Here is a 14,043-nt window from a genome sequence, read left to right as displayed (position 1 = left end):
AGGCCGTGCAGGCGGCCCAGGCGGAGCTGGGCGCGCAGCGCGCGGGCAGCCTGGTCGAAGACGCCATCGCGCGCATCGCGCTGGGCCTGGTGCGGCGCGGCGTGCGCCAGCTCATCGTGGCCGGCGGCGAAACCTCGGGAGCGGTGGTGCAGGCCCTGGACCTGCAGCAAATGGCCATCGGCGAGCAGATCGACCCCGGCGTGCCCTGGTGCGCCGGGCTTGCCCGGGCGGCGGGGGCCGACATCTCCATCGCCCTCAAGTCGGGCAATTTCGGCGCGCGGGATTTCTTCACCCGCGCTTTCGGCGCGGGCGGCGGGCAGGCGTAGCGCGCCGCCCGCGCCGCGCCGGGCTCACTGGTCTTGCGCGGCGTCGGACAGTACGCAGTCCAGGGGCTCGGGCGCCGACAGCCTGACGTCGAATGCGCGCAACTCGTCGCGGCGGAATACGTGCACCCGCACCCGGTCGCCGGGCCGGTACTGCGCCAGCAGCAATTCCAGGCCCGCCGGCGCATCCACGCGCAGCCCGTCGATGGCCACCAGCACGTCGCCGGCCGACAGGCCGCCCCGATGCGCCGCGCCGCCTTCGAACACGGTGGCCAGCACGAGCGAGTCGCCCTGTTTGCGCGTGCGCGCGTCCAGCGAGGGCAGGTTGGAGGCGGGCTTCCATTGCAGCGATACGCCCTGCGGCGCCAGCAGTTCGGCCAGCGGCACGTCCGCGGTGCCGTAGGCGTGGCGGGCGATGTAGCGGCGCGCGTCCACGCCCGTGGCCTCTTCGACCAGGCCGGGCAGCCCATCTTCGGGCAGCCCCTGCTGCTTCGCGCCCGGCGCGTAGAAGCCGCGGCCGTAGCGTTGCCAAAGCAGGCGCATCACGTCGTCCAGCGAGCGCGCGCCGGCGGTGTCGCGGCGTATCAGCAGGTCCAGTCCCAGGGCCACCAGCGCGCCCTTGGTGTAATAGCTCACCAGGGCATTGGGCGAGTTCTCGTCCTGCTTGTAGTAGCGGGTCCAGGCATCGAACGAGCTTTCGGCCACCGACTGCTTGGCGCGACCCGGCGTGCGCGCCACGCTGGTGATGGTCTTGCCCAGCATCCGCAGGTAGTCGGCCCGCGTAATGGCGCCCGAGCGCAGCAGCAGCAGGTCGTCGTAGTACGACGTGAAGCCTTCGAACACCCACAGCAGGCGGGTCAGGTCCGGCCGCGACAGGTCATAGGGCACGAAGGCGGCCGGCTTGATGCGCTTGACGTTCCAGGTATGGAAGTACTCGTGGCTGACCAGCCCCAGGAAGCCCCGGTAGCCTTCGCCCTGTCCCTTCTGGCCCAGTACGGGCAGGTCCTTGCGCGAGGTCATGAGGGCGGTGCTGGCCCGGTGCTCGAGGCCGCCGTAGCCGTCGCCGGTGACCATGGTCATGAAGACGTAGCGGTCGGCGCTGTCCAGGAACGGGGCGCGCCGGCTGCGCGGCTCGAAGAACGCGATCTGCGTTTCGCAGATGCGGCGCACGTCCTGCGCGATGCGCGCGAGATCGAGATTGGGCGCCACGCCGGTGAAAACCAGTTCGTCGTGCGCCGTGAAGCGGGCCACCTGCGGCGTGCCCATTTCGACCGGATGGTCGATGAGCGCGTCGTAGTCGGGCGCGCGGTACAGGCCGAAACCATGCCGCCGCGCCGCGCCGGCATGGCCGCGCGCCTCGGGCAGGCTGGTGTGGACTTTCCAGCCCGCGATGCCGCGCGGCGGCTGCAGATCGAGCAGGCAGGGCAGGTGTTCCTGGCCGTGCACCTGCAGGAACACGCTGGTGCCGTTGAAAAACCCGTGGGTTTCGTCAAGGTGGGCGCCGCGCACCGAAAGATCCCAGGCGTACACCGTGTACTCGACCCGCAGCGGGCCGTCGCAGGCAGCGGCCTGCCAGGTGTGGTTGTCCAACTTCCGCACCGGCACGCGCCGCCCGCCCGCGTGGGCGGCGAGCGATTCGACCTGTCGGGAGAAGTCGCGGATGAGATAGCTGCCGGGAATCCAGGCCGGCATGGACAGCCGCTGCCCCTCGGGCGAGGGGGAGGGCACGGTCAGGGTAATCCGGTAGCGATGTCCTGCCGGATCGTGCGGCCAGAGGCAGTAAAGTAGGGGAGTTTTTTCCATGTTCATATCTTAACTTTCATATTGCTGGAGACATCAATGAGCGAGTCGTTTGTGCTGGTCGAAACCCGCGGGCGCGTCGGCCTGCTGACGCTTAACCGTCCCAAGGCCCTCAACGCGCTGAATGACCGGCTGATGGACGAGCTGGGCGCGGCGCTGCTGGCCTTCGAGGCCAATGCGGACATCGGCGCGATCGTCATCACGGGCAGCGAAAAGGCCTTCGCCGCCGGCGCGGACATCGGCGCCATGAAAGACTGGTCGTACATGGACGTCTACGGCAGCGAGTACATCACCCGCAATTGGGAAACGCTCAAGCGCATCCGCAAGCCCGTCATCGCCGCGGTGGCGGGATATGCGCTGGGCGGCGGCTGCGAGCTGGCCATGATGTGCGACATCGTCATCGCCGCCGACACCGCCAAGTTCGGCCAGCCCGAGATCAAGCTGGGCGTGATTCCCGGCGCGGGCGGCACGCAGCGGCTGCCGCGCGCGGTGGGCAAGGCCAAGGCCATGGACCTGGTGCTGACGGCGCGCATGATGGGCGCCGAAGAAGCCGAGCGCGCCGGCCTGGTGTCGCGCGTGGTGGCGGCCGACAAGCTCCTGGACGAAGCCCTGGAGGCGGCCGCCGTGATTGCGTCGATGTCGCTGCCTTCGGTCATGATGGCCAAGGAATGCGTGAACCGCGCCTATGAAAGCCCGCTCAACGAAGGGCTGCTGTTCGAGCGCCGGGTCTTCCATTCGCTGTTCGCCACCGAAGACCAGAAGGAGGGCATGGCCGCCTTCACCGAGAAACGCAAGCCCGACTTCAAGCATCGTTGAGCCGTCGCGGCCTGTCCGGCCGTCAGCGCCCCGCCAGGGGCGCTAATGAGACGGTCAGCCCGATCCCCACGAAGCGGTACGCTGAGTGGGGATCGGTCTTTCTGGGAGCCCTCTCATGAACACCGTCACGCTAATTGGCATTGATCTGGGCAAGCATGGCTTTCATTTGCACGGGCAGGACGCGACCGGCAGAGTGGTGTTTCGCAAGAAGTGCTCGCGCCAGCGGCTGCGCGAGGCTGAGCGCGGCCAGCGGCTCCCGGAACTCCCCGGCATCGGGCCGATCACGGCGAGCGTGCTGATGACAGAACCGGGCGATGCGCGGCAAGTCGGCTCGGCACGCCAGTTCGCCGCCTCGGCGGGCTTGGCGCCTCGCCAGTACAGCACGGGCGGCACACCCACGCTGTTGGGTATCAGCAAGCGCGGCGACAAGAATCTCAGACGATTGTTGGTGCAAGGCGCACGAGCGGTCATGCAACGCATCGGGCGGCGCACGGATCGACTCGGCATCCGGGTGCGCGAGCTGCCGGCAAGGCGTCACTCGAATGTGGCGGCCTGCGCGCTGGCCAACAAATTGGCGAGGATAGCCTGGGCCATCCTCGCCAACGGAACGCACGACCGAAGTGAGCAGGCGGTTGGCGCAGCCTGACCTTCATCACCGTTTTACGCTGTCACTTCCTGGTCTTGCGACGCGAGTACGTGCAGACATAAACGGCTCGACGGCCTGGCAAGAAACCTGGCAAAAATCGGGCTGACCATAGATTTCTTTTCATTTGCGCGGCGCGCGGGCCGGACGGAATCGTTGCGCCTTGAAACGTTTGAAATGCACCTTGTTTCATGCTTCGGTCCTATGCTGGCTGGGCGTGATAACTGAAGGTGCCGCGCATCCCAGGATCCGCGCGGCGGCTTGCTTGCCAACAAAATGAACAAGGAGCCCTGCATGCGTACTTTCATTGCCACCCGCCGCTGGCCCGCGGCCGCCCTTGCCGGAGCGCTGGGCGTCTGCTTCGCTGCCGCCGTTTCCGCGCAGCCCCCCGCGCCGCAGCCGTCGCTGCGTCTGGTGTCCGAGACTCCCTATCAGCCCGGCGGCGCGCCCGCCGCCGCGCCCATGAGCGAGGAAGAGCTGCGCGACACCGCGGTCGACGCGTATGTGTATGCCTATCCCATGGTGCTGATGGAGCTGGCGCGCCGCCAGGCCACGGCCGTGCAGACGCCGCTGGACGGCAAGGCGCCCATGAATCAGTTCGGCCACAAGGCGGCCTTCCCCGATCCGCAGGCGACCGATACGCCCTGGCCCAGCGCCGACACCCTGTACTCCAGCCTGTGGTTCGACGTATCGCGCACGCCGCTGGTCGTGCGCCTGCCCGACACGGGCGGGCGCTATACCGTGCTGTCCGCGCTGGACATGTGGAGCGACGTCTTCGCCTCGCGCGGCACCCGCACCAACGGGCCGGGTGCGCAATCGTTCCTGCTGGTGGGGCCGGGCTGGCAGGGCACGCCGCCGGCGGGCATGGATGTGATACACAGCCCCACCTCCACGGGTTGGCTGCTGGGCTGGACCCAGACGGGCAGTCCGTCCGATTATGCGGCCGTGAATCAGATCCAGTCGGCCATGACGGCCACGCCCATGGCGGCGCCGGCCGCGGCTTCGGCTTCGTCCAGGCCGGCCCGTCACCGCGGCGGAGTTTCGCCGTATCCCATGACGGGTTCGGGCATAGGCACGGCGCCCATCGGCAGCGACGTGCCCATGCCGACGCCGGTCCAGCTCCCCGCGGGCACGCCCGCCGAGCAGGCGGCCAGTCTGGACGCGGCCACGTTCTTCGGGCTGTTTTTCGACGTGCTGCGCAACAACCCGCCGCACGCCAACGACACGCCCATGCTGGAGCGCATGCGCCGCATCGGGCTGGACACGCGCGCGCCGTTCTCTTATGCGCGCCTCAGCCCGGCGGTGCAGCAGGCCCTCACGGATGCGCAGCCCGTGGCCGGCCGCCGCATCGCCGACAGCGTCTGGCGCCTGGGTACGCCGATGAACGGCTGGAACACCGTGCTCACGGGCATCGGCACCTACGGCGCCGACTACACGCGGCGCGCGGCCATCGCCTATGCGGGCCTGGGCGCGCCCACGCCCGAGGATGTGCTGTACCCGGTGACCGTCTCCGACGCCGACGGCGACCCGCTGCAGGCCGACGAGGATTACGTGCTGCATTTCGACAAAGGGCAGCTGCCGCCCGTGAACGCGTTCTGGTCGCTGCATCTGTACAACGACAAGCACAACTTCGCGGACAACGCGGCCAAGCGCTACGTCATCCGCAGCACCGACGACCTGAAATACAACAGCGACGGGTCGCTCGACATCTACATCCGGCGCTCGGACCCGGGCGACAGCAAGCGCTCGAACTGGCTGCCCACGCCGACGGCCGACGGGCCCTTCCTGCTCAGCATGCGGCTGTACTGGCCGAAGAACACCGCGCTGGACGGCCTCTGGGCGCCGCCGCCGGTCCAGGAAGACTGATCGCGGGCGCCGGGGGGACGCGGATTCGCGTCCCCTTTTTGGCGTGCCGCGGCGCCTTACAACGGGCCGAAAGCAATTTGCCCGTCCAAAAAGAATCACGCTATACTCTGCGGGTTTGACGCTTGCGGGACTAGAACACATAGCGCCTTTGCCGACGGGTGGCGCCAGGAATTTCCGCCGGGAATTGTCTTCGACTTCTGTCTGATTCTCTGGCTTTGGTTTGCACCAGAGGACGGAGCGGGCGCGGTGACAAAAGCCGGCAAATTCATGGATCGATCTGGCGGTAAAATAACGCGCCGTTTCAGCAGGTAGGAGCGAGGAAACCGGGGCTGGCCGATGCAGAACGCGATGCAGCACAAGGTGGGAGAAAGCCTGATGCCGCAACACGAGGAGCATCGTCCCAGGGAGTTCACCGACGCGGATCGCGCGGCGCTGAATGCCCAGGCTCTGCGCGGACTGCTGCTGACTTTGGCTGCGCAGGGCGCCATGGGGCTCGCGGCGGCGGTAATTGCGGGGGTTGTCGGAGGGGCGGCGGCAGGTCTGTCGGCGCTGGCGGGGGCGGTAGCGTATTTCTTACCCAATGCATTGTTTGCATTGCGCCTGGTTGTCAGCGTGCGGACCGGCAAGGCCAGTCCCTTTACCTTTCTCTTCGGTGAGTTGATCAAGCTGTTCGCAACGGCGCTGCTGTTGTGGCTGCTTTCGCGTGTCGCCCAGGGCTGGCTGTCATGGCCCGCCGCGCTGCTGGGGCTGATACTCACCCTGAAGGGCTATCTCCTGCTAATGATGTTCCGCAAGTTGTCATAGCGCCGAGCAGTTGCGGCAAACGAAATCGTGGAATCGCCGGGATCCGCAAGGGTTCGGGCATACAGCAAATAGGGTAGGATTCAAATGGCTGCTGCCAGCGACGTGTCGCCTCAGTCCGCATATATTCAGCACCACCTGGTGCATCTGAACAATATCGGCGAAAAGCAGAGCGCTATCGCTCAGTTCAATGTCATCAACTACGACTCGCTGTTCTGGTCCGCCCTGACCGGGCTGGTCGTCATCTTCTTCCTGTGGCGCGCCGCGCGCCGCGCCACGAGCGGCGTTCCCTCGCGCTTCCAGGCCTTCGTCGAAATGATCGTCGACATGGTCGACGATCAGGCCAAGGGCATCGTCCACAATGCCAAGAGCCGCCTGTTCGTGGCGCCGCTGGCCCTTACCGTCTTCCTCTGGATCGTGCTCATGAACGCGCTCGATCTGCTGCCCGTCGACCTGCTGCCCTCCATCTGGCGCTGGACCGGCCTGGGCGCGCACCACGGCGATCCCCTCTACTACCACCGCATTCTGCCCACCGCCGACCTGAACGTGCCCATGGGCATGTCGCTGGGCGTGCTGCTGCTGATGTTCTACTACGGCATCAAGATCAAGCATCCGGGCGGTTTCGTCAAAGAACTCTTCACGGCCCCGTTCCATGCGCACGGCGTGGGCGCCATCCTGCTGTCGCCTTTCAACCTGCTGCTGAACCTGATCGAATACGCCGCCAAGTCCGTCTCGCTGGGCATGCGGTTGTTCGGCAACATGTTCGCCGGCGAACTGGTGTTCATGCTGATCGCCCTGCTGGGCGGCGCCTGGACCGGCTTCAACGCCACCAGCGTCGGCCTGGGCATCGGCCAGGTCCTGGCCGGCTCGGTGTGGGCGATCTTCCACATCCTGATCGTCCTGCTGCAGGCCTTCATCTTCATGATGCTGACGCTGGTGTACATCGGCCAGGCCCACGAAGGACACTGACCCCCCGGATTTCCGGCGACGGCCCAGCGGCCGGCGCCGGATGGCAAGATCCTCTTGCATTGAGCTGTACCCTTATTCCTTAATTTTTGACTTCAGATTTCTAACCAAGGAGTTGTCATGACCAACGTCGCTTTCGTCGCTCTCGCTTGCGGTCTTATCATCGGTCTGGGCGCCATCGGCGCTTGCATCGGCATCGCACTGATGGGTGGCAAGTATCTGGAAGCTTCGGCTCGTCAGCCTGAACTGATGAACGCTCTGCAGACCAAGATGTTCCTCTTGGCCGGCCTGATCGACGCGGCGTTCCTGATCGGCGTGGGTATCGCCATGCTGTTCGCCTTCGCCAACCCGTTCGTCGGCTAAGGCACTGCCCGCCGGCGAAGAGGCGGGTCATGACGCCGGCGGCGACGGGCCGAACAACCCGTCGCCTGTCGGCAAAGTATCGAGTGCTCCGTGCGGCATGATGCCGTGGTGGGGCCGAAAGGTGTTAAAGGAACGACCGTGAATCTGAACGCGACGATCATTTTCCAGATGCTCGTGTTCTTCGTTCTGGGCTGGTTCACGATGAAATTCGTGTGGCCCCCTCTGACGAAGGCGATGGACGAGCGCCGCCAAAAAATCGCCGACGGCCTGGCCGCCGCCGAGAAGGGCAAGGCCGATCTGGCTCAGGCCCAGGCGCGTATCAGTCTGATCGAGGCGTCTGCCAAGTCTGAAAACCACGCCCGTCTGATCGAGGCGGAGAAACAGGCTGCCGCGCTGATCGAACAGGCCCGCCGCGAGGCGGAAGCCGAGCGCGCCCGCATCGTGGCCCGGGCTGAGCAGGATGCCGCTCAGGAAGTCCAGCGTGCCCGCGATGCGCTGCGCGATGACGTCGCCGCTCTGGCCGTCAAGGGTGCAGAACAAATCCTCAAGCGCGAGGTCGACGCCCGCGCTCACGCCGAGCTGCTCAACCAGCTCAAGGCGCAGCTTTGATCCGGGAACGCCATGGCTGAACTTTCCACTGTTGCCCGTCCCTACGCCGAAGCGCTCTTCGGCGCAGCGTGCGACGACAAGGCCGGCCTCGAGGCCTGGGCCAACCTGGTGAGCGAGATGGCGCAGGTTGCCGCCAATCCCGATGTGCGCGAGGCCATGTCCGATCCGCGCCTGGGCGACGAGCAGCGCGTGCAGCTTTTCAGCGGCCTGCTCAAGAGCGAGCTTCCCCAGGCCGCCCGCAATTTCATCGAGCTGCTGGTGCAGAACGGCCGGCTGCTCCTCTTGCCCGTCATCGCCGAGCAGTTCACGGCGTTGAAGAATCGTCGCGAAGGCACGGCGCAGGCGGAAATCGCCAGCGCGTTCGAACTCAGCGAAGCTCAGGTCAAAGAACTGGTCTCCGCGCTCGAACTCAAATTCGGTCTCAAGATCAAGCCCGCCGTCACGGTCGACCCGTCGTTGATCGGCGGCGTGCGCGTGTCGGTCGGCGACCAGGTGCTCGATACTTCCGTCAAAGCCCAATTGGCCCGCATGCGGGACACGCTCGCCGCTTGAGGCAACTTACAGGATTCCAGGAGTCATTATGCAACTCAATCCCTCCGAGATCAGCGAACTGCTCAAGAGCCGCATCGAGGGCCTGGGCGCTTCGGCTGATGTCCGCACTCAGGGCACCGTCGTCTCCGTGACCGACGGCATCACCCGCATCCACGGCCTGTCCGACGTGATGCAGGGCGAAATGCTCGAATTCCCCAACAACGTCTACGGCCTCGCGCTGAACCTCGAGCGCGACTCTGTCGGCGCCGTGATTCTGGGCGACTATACCGGCGTGTCCGAAGGCGACCAGGTCAAGACGACCGGCCGCATTCTGGAAGTGCCGGTCGGCCCCGAGCTGAAGGGCCGCGTGGTGAACACGCTGGGTGAGCCCATCGACGGCAAGGGTCCGATCAACACCAAGGAAACCGACATCATCGAGAAGGTGGCGCCTGGCGTCATCGCCCGCCGCTCGGTGTCGCAGCCGCTGCAGACCGGCATCAAGGCCATCGACTCGATGGTGCCCATTGGCCGCGGCCAGCGCGAGCTGATCATCGGCGACCGCCAGACCGGCAAGACCGCCGTGGCCGTCGACACCATCATCAGCCAGAAGGGCAAGGGCGTCACCTGCGTGTACGTCGCCATCGGCCAGAAGGCGTCGACCATCAACAACGTGGTCCGCAAGCTCGAAGAGCACGGCGCCATGGAATACACCATCGTCGTGGCCGCCTCGGCTTCGGATTCGGCGGCCATGCAGTACCTGGCCCCCTATGCCGGCTGCACGATGGGCGAATACTTCCGCGACCGCGGCGAAGACGCCCTCATCGTCTACGACGACCTGACCAAGCAGGCCTGGGCCTACCGCCAGGTTTCGCTGCTGCTGCGCCGTCCGCCGGGCCGCGAAGCCTACCCGGGCGACGTGTTCTACCTGCACTCGCGCCTGCTGGAGCGCGCCGCTCGCGTGAACGAAGAGTACGTCGAGAAGTTCACCAACGGCGCCGTCAAGGGCAAGACCGGCTCGCTGACCGCGCTGCCGATCATCGAAACCCAGGCGGGCGACGTGTCGGCCTTCGTTCCGACCAACGTCATTTCCATTACCGACGGCCAGATCTTCCTGGAAACCGACCTGTTCAACGCGGGCGTGCGTCCGGCCATCAACGCCGGTATTTCGGTGTCCCGCGTGGGCGGCGCCGCCCAGACCAAGGTCATCAAGAAGCTGTCGGGCGGCATCCGTACCGACCTGGCGCAGTACCGTGAACTGGCCGCTTTCGCGCAGTTCGCCTCCGACCTGGACGATGCCACCCGTCGCCAGCTCGAGCGCGGCAAGCGCGTGGTGGAACTGCTCAAGCAGCCCCAGTACCAGCCGCAGCAGGTCTGGGAACTGGCCGTCACGCTGTACACCGTGAACAACGGCTATCTGGACGACGTGGAAGTCGGCCAGGTGCTGGCTTTCGAGAAGTCCCTCAAGGATCAGCTCAAGGCCAAGCACGCCGCCCTGGTCCAGCGCATCGAAGACACCAAGGAACTGTCCAAGGATGACGAGGCCGAACTGTCCGCCGCCATCCAGGATTTCAAGAAGCACGGTGCTTTTTAAGTAAGTGACGGAGCGCGCGCCGCGGCGTGCGCCCCGTCCTTCGGATGAGGAGGGGCGCAAGCCCCGCCTCATCGGCCAGTCTTCACAGGAAAGCGCAATGCCCGGAATCAAGGAAATCCGAACCAAGATCAAGAGCGTGCAAAACACGCGCAAGATCACCAAGGCGATGGAAATGGTCGCCGCATCCAAGATGCGCAAGGCGCAGGAGCGGATGCGCGCCGGACGTCCGTACGCCAACAAGGTGCGCGAGATTGCCGCGCACCTGATGCAGGCCAACCCCGAATACAGCCACCCGTACCTGGTCGAACGCGAAATGAAGGCGGTCGGCGTGGTCCTGGTGACCACCGACAAGGGCCTGTGCGGCGGCCTGAACACCAACGTCACCCGCGTGACGCTGGCCAAGCTCAGGGAATTCGCGCAGCGCGGCATTTCCGTGCAGGCGACCGCGCTGGGCAACAAGGGCCTGGGCGTGCTGACCCGCATCGGCGCCAAGCTGGTGTCGCAGGAAGTGCAACTGGGCGACAAGCCGCAGCTCGACCGCCTGCTGGGCGCCATCAAGGTGCAGCTCGACGACTACCTGGAAGGCCGCATCGACGCGCTGTACGTCGCGACCACCCGCTTCGTCAACACGATGCGCCAGGAGCCGGTGTTCCTGCGCCTGCTGCCGCTGGCCAGCGGTTTGGACGATCCGTTCCAGACGGGCGCCGAAAGCCTGGCGCCGGCCGCCGAGCTGAAGACGCAATACAGCTGGGATTACATCTACGAACCCGACGCTCGTAGCGTGATCGACGACCTGTTGCAGCGTTACGTCGAAGGCCTTCTGTACCAGGCCGTGGCCGAGAACATGGCTTCGGAGCAGTCGGCCCGCATGGTCGCCATGAAGGCGGCGTCGGACAACGCCAAGAAGGTCATCGGCGATCTGCAGCTGGTCTACAACAAGACCCGCCAGGCCGCGATCACCAAGGAAATTTCGGAAATCGTAGGGGGCGCCGCCGCCGTCTGAGGCGAGGGGCATCCCGTCAAAAGCTATCAAGCAAGGAATCGACATGAGCAACGGAACCATCGTTCAGTGCATCGGCGCCGTGGTGGACATTCAGTTCCCCCGCGATCACATGCCCAAGATCTACGAAGCGCTCACCCTGGTCGACGAGGGTTCCTCGTTCGCCGAGAAGGGCCTGACGCTGGAAGTGCAGCAGCAGCTGGGTGACGGCGTGGTGCGCACCATCGCCCTGGGCTCCAGCGACGGCCTGCGCCGCGGCATGAAGGTCGCCGCCACGGGCGCCCCGATCTCGGTGCCGGTGGGCGCCGGCACGCTGGGCCGCATCATGGACGTGCTGGGCCGTCCCATCGACGAAGCCGGCCCCATCGAAAGCGACGAAAAGCGCGCCATCCACCAGGATGCGCCGGCCTTCGACGAGCTGTCGCCCTCCGTGGAACTGCTCGAAACCGGCATCAAGGTGATCGATCTGGTCTGCCCGTTCGCCAAGGGCGGCAAGGTGGGCCTGTTCGGCGGCGCCGGCGTGGGCAAGACCGTGAACATGATGGAACTCATCAACAACATCGCCAAGCAGCACAGCGGCTTGTCGGTGTTCGCCGGCGTGGGCGAGCGTACCCGCGAAGGTAACGACTTCTACCATGAAATGGAAGAGTCGAACGTTCTGGACAAGGTCGCCATGGTGTTCGGCCAGATGAACGAACCCCCGGGCAACCGCCTGCGCGTGGCGCTGACTGGCCTGACCATGGCCGAGAAGTTCCGCGACGAAGGCCGCGACATCCTGTTCTTCGTGGACAACATCTACCGCTACACCCTGGCCGGCACCGAAGTGTCCGCGCTGCTGGGCCGCATGCCTTCCGCCGTGGGCTACCAGCCGACGCTGGCCGAAGAAATGGGCAAGCTGCAGGAGCGCATCACCTCCACCAAGACGGGCTCGATCACCTCGATCCAGGCCGTGTACGTGCCCGCCGACGACTTGACCGACCCGTCGCCCGCCACGACCTTCCAGCATCTGGATTCCACCGTGGTGCTGTCGCGCGACATCGCCGCCCTGGGTATCTACCCGGCCGTGGACCCGCTCGATTCCTCCAGCCGCCAGCTCGACCCGCAAGTCGTGGGCGAAGAGCACTACCAGGTGGCCCGTGGCGTGCAGCAGACGCTGCAGCGCTACAAGGAACTGCGCGACATCATCGCGATTCTGGGCATGGACGAACTGTCGCCGGAAGACAAGCAGATCGTGGCGCGCGCGCGCAAGATCCAGCGCTTCCTGTCGCAGCCCTTCCACGTGGCCGAAGTGTTCACCGGCTCGCCCGGCAAGTACGTGCCCCTGGCCGAGACCATCCGCGGTTTCAAGATGATCGTGAACGGCGAGTGCGACGCGCTGCCGGAACAGGCCTTCTACATGGTCGGCTCGATCGACGAAGCCTTCGAGAAGGCCAAGAAACTGCAATAAGGAACCGATATGGCTACCCTGCATGTGGATGTCGTCAGCGCAGAGGAAGCGATCTTCACCGGCGAGGCGAAGTTCGTGGTGCTGCCTGGCGAGGCGGGCGAGCTGGGCATCCTGCCTGGCCACACCCCGCTGATTTCGCGCATACGCCCCGGGACGGTAAAGATCGTTCGTGCCGACCAAGGCGAGGAAAACATCTTCGTCGCCGGGGGCATCCTGGAAGTCCAGCCGGGCAGCGTGACGGTGCTGGCCGACACGGCCATCCGTGCGGCCGACCTCGACGAGGCCCGCGCCCTGGACGCGCGCAAGCGCGCCGAAGAGGCGCTGCGCAACGCCAAGGACAAGGCCGACATCGCTGTCGTCGAAGCCGAGCTCGCCATGCTCGCGGCCCAGGCCGCGGCGGCGCGCCGGCTGCGCGAAGGCCGCCGCTCGCACTGAGCCGGCCCTCGCGGCATGCAAGAACCCGCCCTCGTGGCGGGTTTTTGCTTTCGCGGCGGCGCCATGCGGCCGCTGCGGCTCCGACCCGCCGCCGGGGCGATGCCCCTGCGGCCTGCCGCAATGCGTGATCCACGAATGGATGCGGCGCGGCGCGCGGCGTAGCCTTGCCGCTGTTCATACGGAATAGGAGGCCAGGAGCATGCGCGAAATGCTGGATTGCGGCGTGCTGCTCGCGCCCGCCCACGTGGGGGCCATGCGGGCATGGATGGCGGGGCGGCAGCCGCTGTTGCCCCGCGTGCGGCTGCATGCGGTAGACCTGGGCGCAACGGACGGCGCGCCGTCCGGGCCGGCGGACGCCATTGCGCGGCTCGCCGTGGCGCTCAGACGCTACGATAGCTGCCTGCTTCCCGTCTCGGCGCCCTCGCTCGGCTGGGCGCGCACGGCGCTGGCCCAATGCCAGGGGCGCCTGGACACGCCCCTGCTGTTGCTGGTGCGGGAGCTGAAGGCGCCCGCCATCGAAGACCTGCTGGCGCTGGGCGCGGCCGACTTCGTCACCGAGCCGGCATGCACGGAGGACCTGCGCGTGCGGCTCGGCCGTTGGGCGGGCGGCCGCCCGGCTTCTGCCGGCCGGCCCGCGCCGCGATGGCGCGGACTTGACCCGGTTTGCCTGCGGCGCCGGGCGGGGCGTGCGCGAGCCGGCGCCGCCGCGCTATGGCGCCCATGCCCAGGGAGCGCATGTTCCAGGAACTCATGTCCCGGGCACTCATACCCCGGAAATTCACTTCCCGGGCGCCTATCCGCCAGGGCCATATGAACCGGGGCCGAGTGGGCCGGATGCGCACGGACCGGGCG

14 protein-coding genes and 1 pseudogene are annotated in these 14,043 nt (G+C 66.4%); 14 read left to right on the top strand and 1 reads right to left on the bottom strand.

The annotated features are described in order from the left end of the window. A partial coding sequence (locus tag AD428_RS12855) for a nucleotide-binding domain containing protein (protein ID WP_304438947.1) occupies positions 1–326 on the top strand: 326 nt, incomplete at its 5' end. A gap of 24 nt (positions 327–350) precedes the next feature. Here AD428_RS12855 and AD428_RS12850 read toward each other — a convergent pair. Beyond that, positions 351–2,132: a M61 family metallopeptidase gene (locus AD428_RS12850; RefSeq protein WP_053245423.1), complete on the bottom strand. Its 1,782-nt coding sequence runs from the start codon at positions 2,130–2,132 to the stop codon at positions 351–353. Positions 2,133–2,162: 30 nt separating this feature from the next. Here AD428_RS12850 and AD428_RS12845 point away from each other — a divergent pair, with 30 nt between their 5' ends. The 13 genes and pseudogenes from AD428_RS12845 to AD428_RS12785 all read left to right on the top strand — a co-directional run bounded on the left by AD428_RS12845 (position 2,163) and on the right by AD428_RS12785 (position 14,005). Continuing rightward, the gene (locus tag AD428_RS12845; protein WP_053245422.1) at positions 2,163–2,939 is read left to right on the top strand and encodes an enoyl-CoA hydratase; all 777 of its coding nucleotides are present in this window, start codon (positions 2,163–2,165) and stop codon (positions 2,937–2,939) included. A 220-nt stretch (positions 2,940–3,159) separates the two neighbouring features. Beyond that, positions 3,160–3,585, top strand: a pseudogene (locus AD428_RS12840) (transposase); the annotation flags it as partial. 291 nt (positions 3,586–3,876) lie between these two features. Next, positions 3,877–5,448, top strand: coding sequence for a DUF1254 domain-containing protein (locus tag AD428_RS12835; protein ID WP_053245426.1), 1,572 nt, complete (start codon positions 3,877–3,879; stop codon positions 5,446–5,448). A 375-nt stretch (positions 5,449–5,823) separates the two neighbouring features. Continuing rightward, entirely contained in the window at positions 5,824–6,252 is a 429-nt protein-coding gene (locus AD428_RS12830) for an ATP synthase subunit I (protein ID WP_053245425.1), read from the top strand. 84 nt (positions 6,253–6,336) lie between these two features. Continuing rightward, positions 6,337–7,218 (top strand): F0F1 ATP synthase subunit A, encoded by an 882-nt coding sequence (gene atpB / locus AD428_RS12825; RefSeq protein WP_053245420.1) that lies wholly within the window; start codon positions 6,337–6,339, stop codon positions 7,216–7,218. A 117-nt stretch (positions 7,219–7,335) separates the two neighbouring features. Next, a complete protein-coding gene (gene atpE / locus AD428_RS12820; RefSeq protein ID WP_003815363.1) occupies positions 7,336–7,578 on the top strand; it encodes a F0F1 ATP synthase subunit C in 243 nt (80 codons plus the stop codon). A 138-nt stretch (positions 7,579–7,716) separates the two neighbouring features. Then, on the top strand, positions 7,717–8,187 hold the full coding sequence (locus tag AD428_RS12815; protein ID WP_053245419.1) for a F0F1 ATP synthase subunit B: 471 nt from the start codon (positions 7,717–7,719) through the stop codon (positions 8,185–8,187). A gap of 12 nt (positions 8,188–8,199) precedes the next feature. Beyond that, complete coding sequence (locus AD428_RS12810; protein WP_053245418.1) at positions 8,200–8,739, top strand: F0F1 ATP synthase subunit delta; 540 nt, start codon at positions 8,200–8,202, stop codon at positions 8,737–8,739. A 28-nt stretch (positions 8,740–8,767) separates the two neighbouring features. Then, positions 8,768–10,309, top strand: coding sequence for a F0F1 ATP synthase subunit alpha (atpA, locus tag AD428_RS12805; RefSeq protein ID WP_053244704.1), 1,542 nt, complete (start codon positions 8,768–8,770; stop codon positions 10,307–10,309). Positions 10,310–10,406: 97 nt separating this feature from the next. Further along, a complete protein-coding gene (gene atpG / locus AD428_RS12800) occupies positions 10,407–11,312 on the top strand; it encodes a F0F1 ATP synthase subunit gamma (protein ID WP_053244703.1) in 906 nt (301 codons plus the stop codon). 43 nt (positions 11,313–11,355) lie between these two features. Further along, entirely contained in the window at positions 11,356–12,756 is a 1,401-nt protein-coding gene (atpD, locus tag AD428_RS12795) for a F0F1 ATP synthase subunit beta (RefSeq protein ID WP_053244702.1), read from the top strand. A 9-nt stretch (positions 12,757–12,765) separates the two neighbouring features. After that, positions 12,766–13,191 carry a F0F1 ATP synthase subunit epsilon gene (locus AD428_RS12790; protein ID WP_053245417.1) on the top strand — a complete coding sequence of 142 codons (426 nt, stop codon included), beginning with the start codon at positions 12,766–12,768 and terminating at the stop codon, positions 13,189–13,191. 199 nt (positions 13,192–13,390) lie between these two features. Next, entirely contained in the window at positions 13,391–14,005 is a 615-nt protein-coding gene (locus AD428_RS12785; RefSeq protein ID WP_053245416.1) for a hypothetical protein, read from the top strand. Positions 14,006–14,043: the final 38 nt, after the last annotated feature.

The organism is Achromobacter sp. DMS1, assembly GCF_001270295.1.
Note: the sequence above shows the minus strand (reverse complement) of the source record. Positions and strands in the feature narration are given on the sequence as shown.

What these genes read in the sequence shown, in the direction of transcription:
- AD428_RS12850 (WP_053245423.1), bottom strand. Translation starts at nt 2,132, where the DNA reads ATGAACATGGAAAAAACTCCCCTACTTTACTGCCTCTGGCCGCACGAT.
- AD428_RS12845 (WP_053245422.1), top strand. Translation starts at nt 2,163, where the DNA reads ATGAGCGAGTCGTTTGTGCTGGTCGAAACCCGCGGGCGCGTCGGCCTG.
- AD428_RS12835 (WP_053245426.1), top strand. Translation starts at nt 3,877, where the DNA reads ATGCGTACTTTCATTGCCACCCGCCGCTGGCCCGCGGCCGCCCTTGCC.
- AD428_RS12830 (WP_053245425.1), top strand. Translation starts at nt 5,824, where the DNA reads ATGCCGCAACACGAGGAGCATCGTCCCAGGGAGTTCACCGACGCGGAT.
- atpB (WP_053245420.1), top strand. Translation starts at nt 6,337, where the DNA reads ATGGCTGCTGCCAGCGACGTGTCGCCTCAGTCCGCATATATTCAGCAC.
- atpE (WP_003815363.1), top strand. Translation starts at nt 7,336, where the DNA reads ATGACCAACGTCGCTTTCGTCGCTCTCGCTTGCGGTCTTATCATCGGT.
- AD428_RS12810 (WP_053245418.1), top strand. Translation starts at nt 8,200, where the DNA reads ATGGCTGAACTTTCCACTGTTGCCCGTCCCTACGCCGAAGCGCTCTTC.
- atpA (WP_053244704.1), top strand. Translation starts at nt 8,768, where the DNA reads ATGCAACTCAATCCCTCCGAGATCAGCGAACTGCTCAAGAGCCGCATC.
- atpG (WP_053244703.1), top strand. Translation starts at nt 10,407, where the DNA reads ATGCCCGGAATCAAGGAAATCCGAACCAAGATCAAGAGCGTGCAAAAC.
- atpD (WP_053244702.1), top strand. Translation starts at nt 11,356, where the DNA reads ATGAGCAACGGAACCATCGTTCAGTGCATCGGCGCCGTGGTGGACATT.
- AD428_RS12790 (WP_053245417.1), top strand. Translation starts at nt 12,766, where the DNA reads ATGGCTACCCTGCATGTGGATGTCGTCAGCGCAGAGGAAGCGATCTTC.
- AD428_RS12785 (WP_053245416.1), top strand. Translation starts at nt 13,391, where the DNA reads ATGCGCGAAATGCTGGATTGCGGCGTGCTGCTCGCGCCCGCCCACGTG.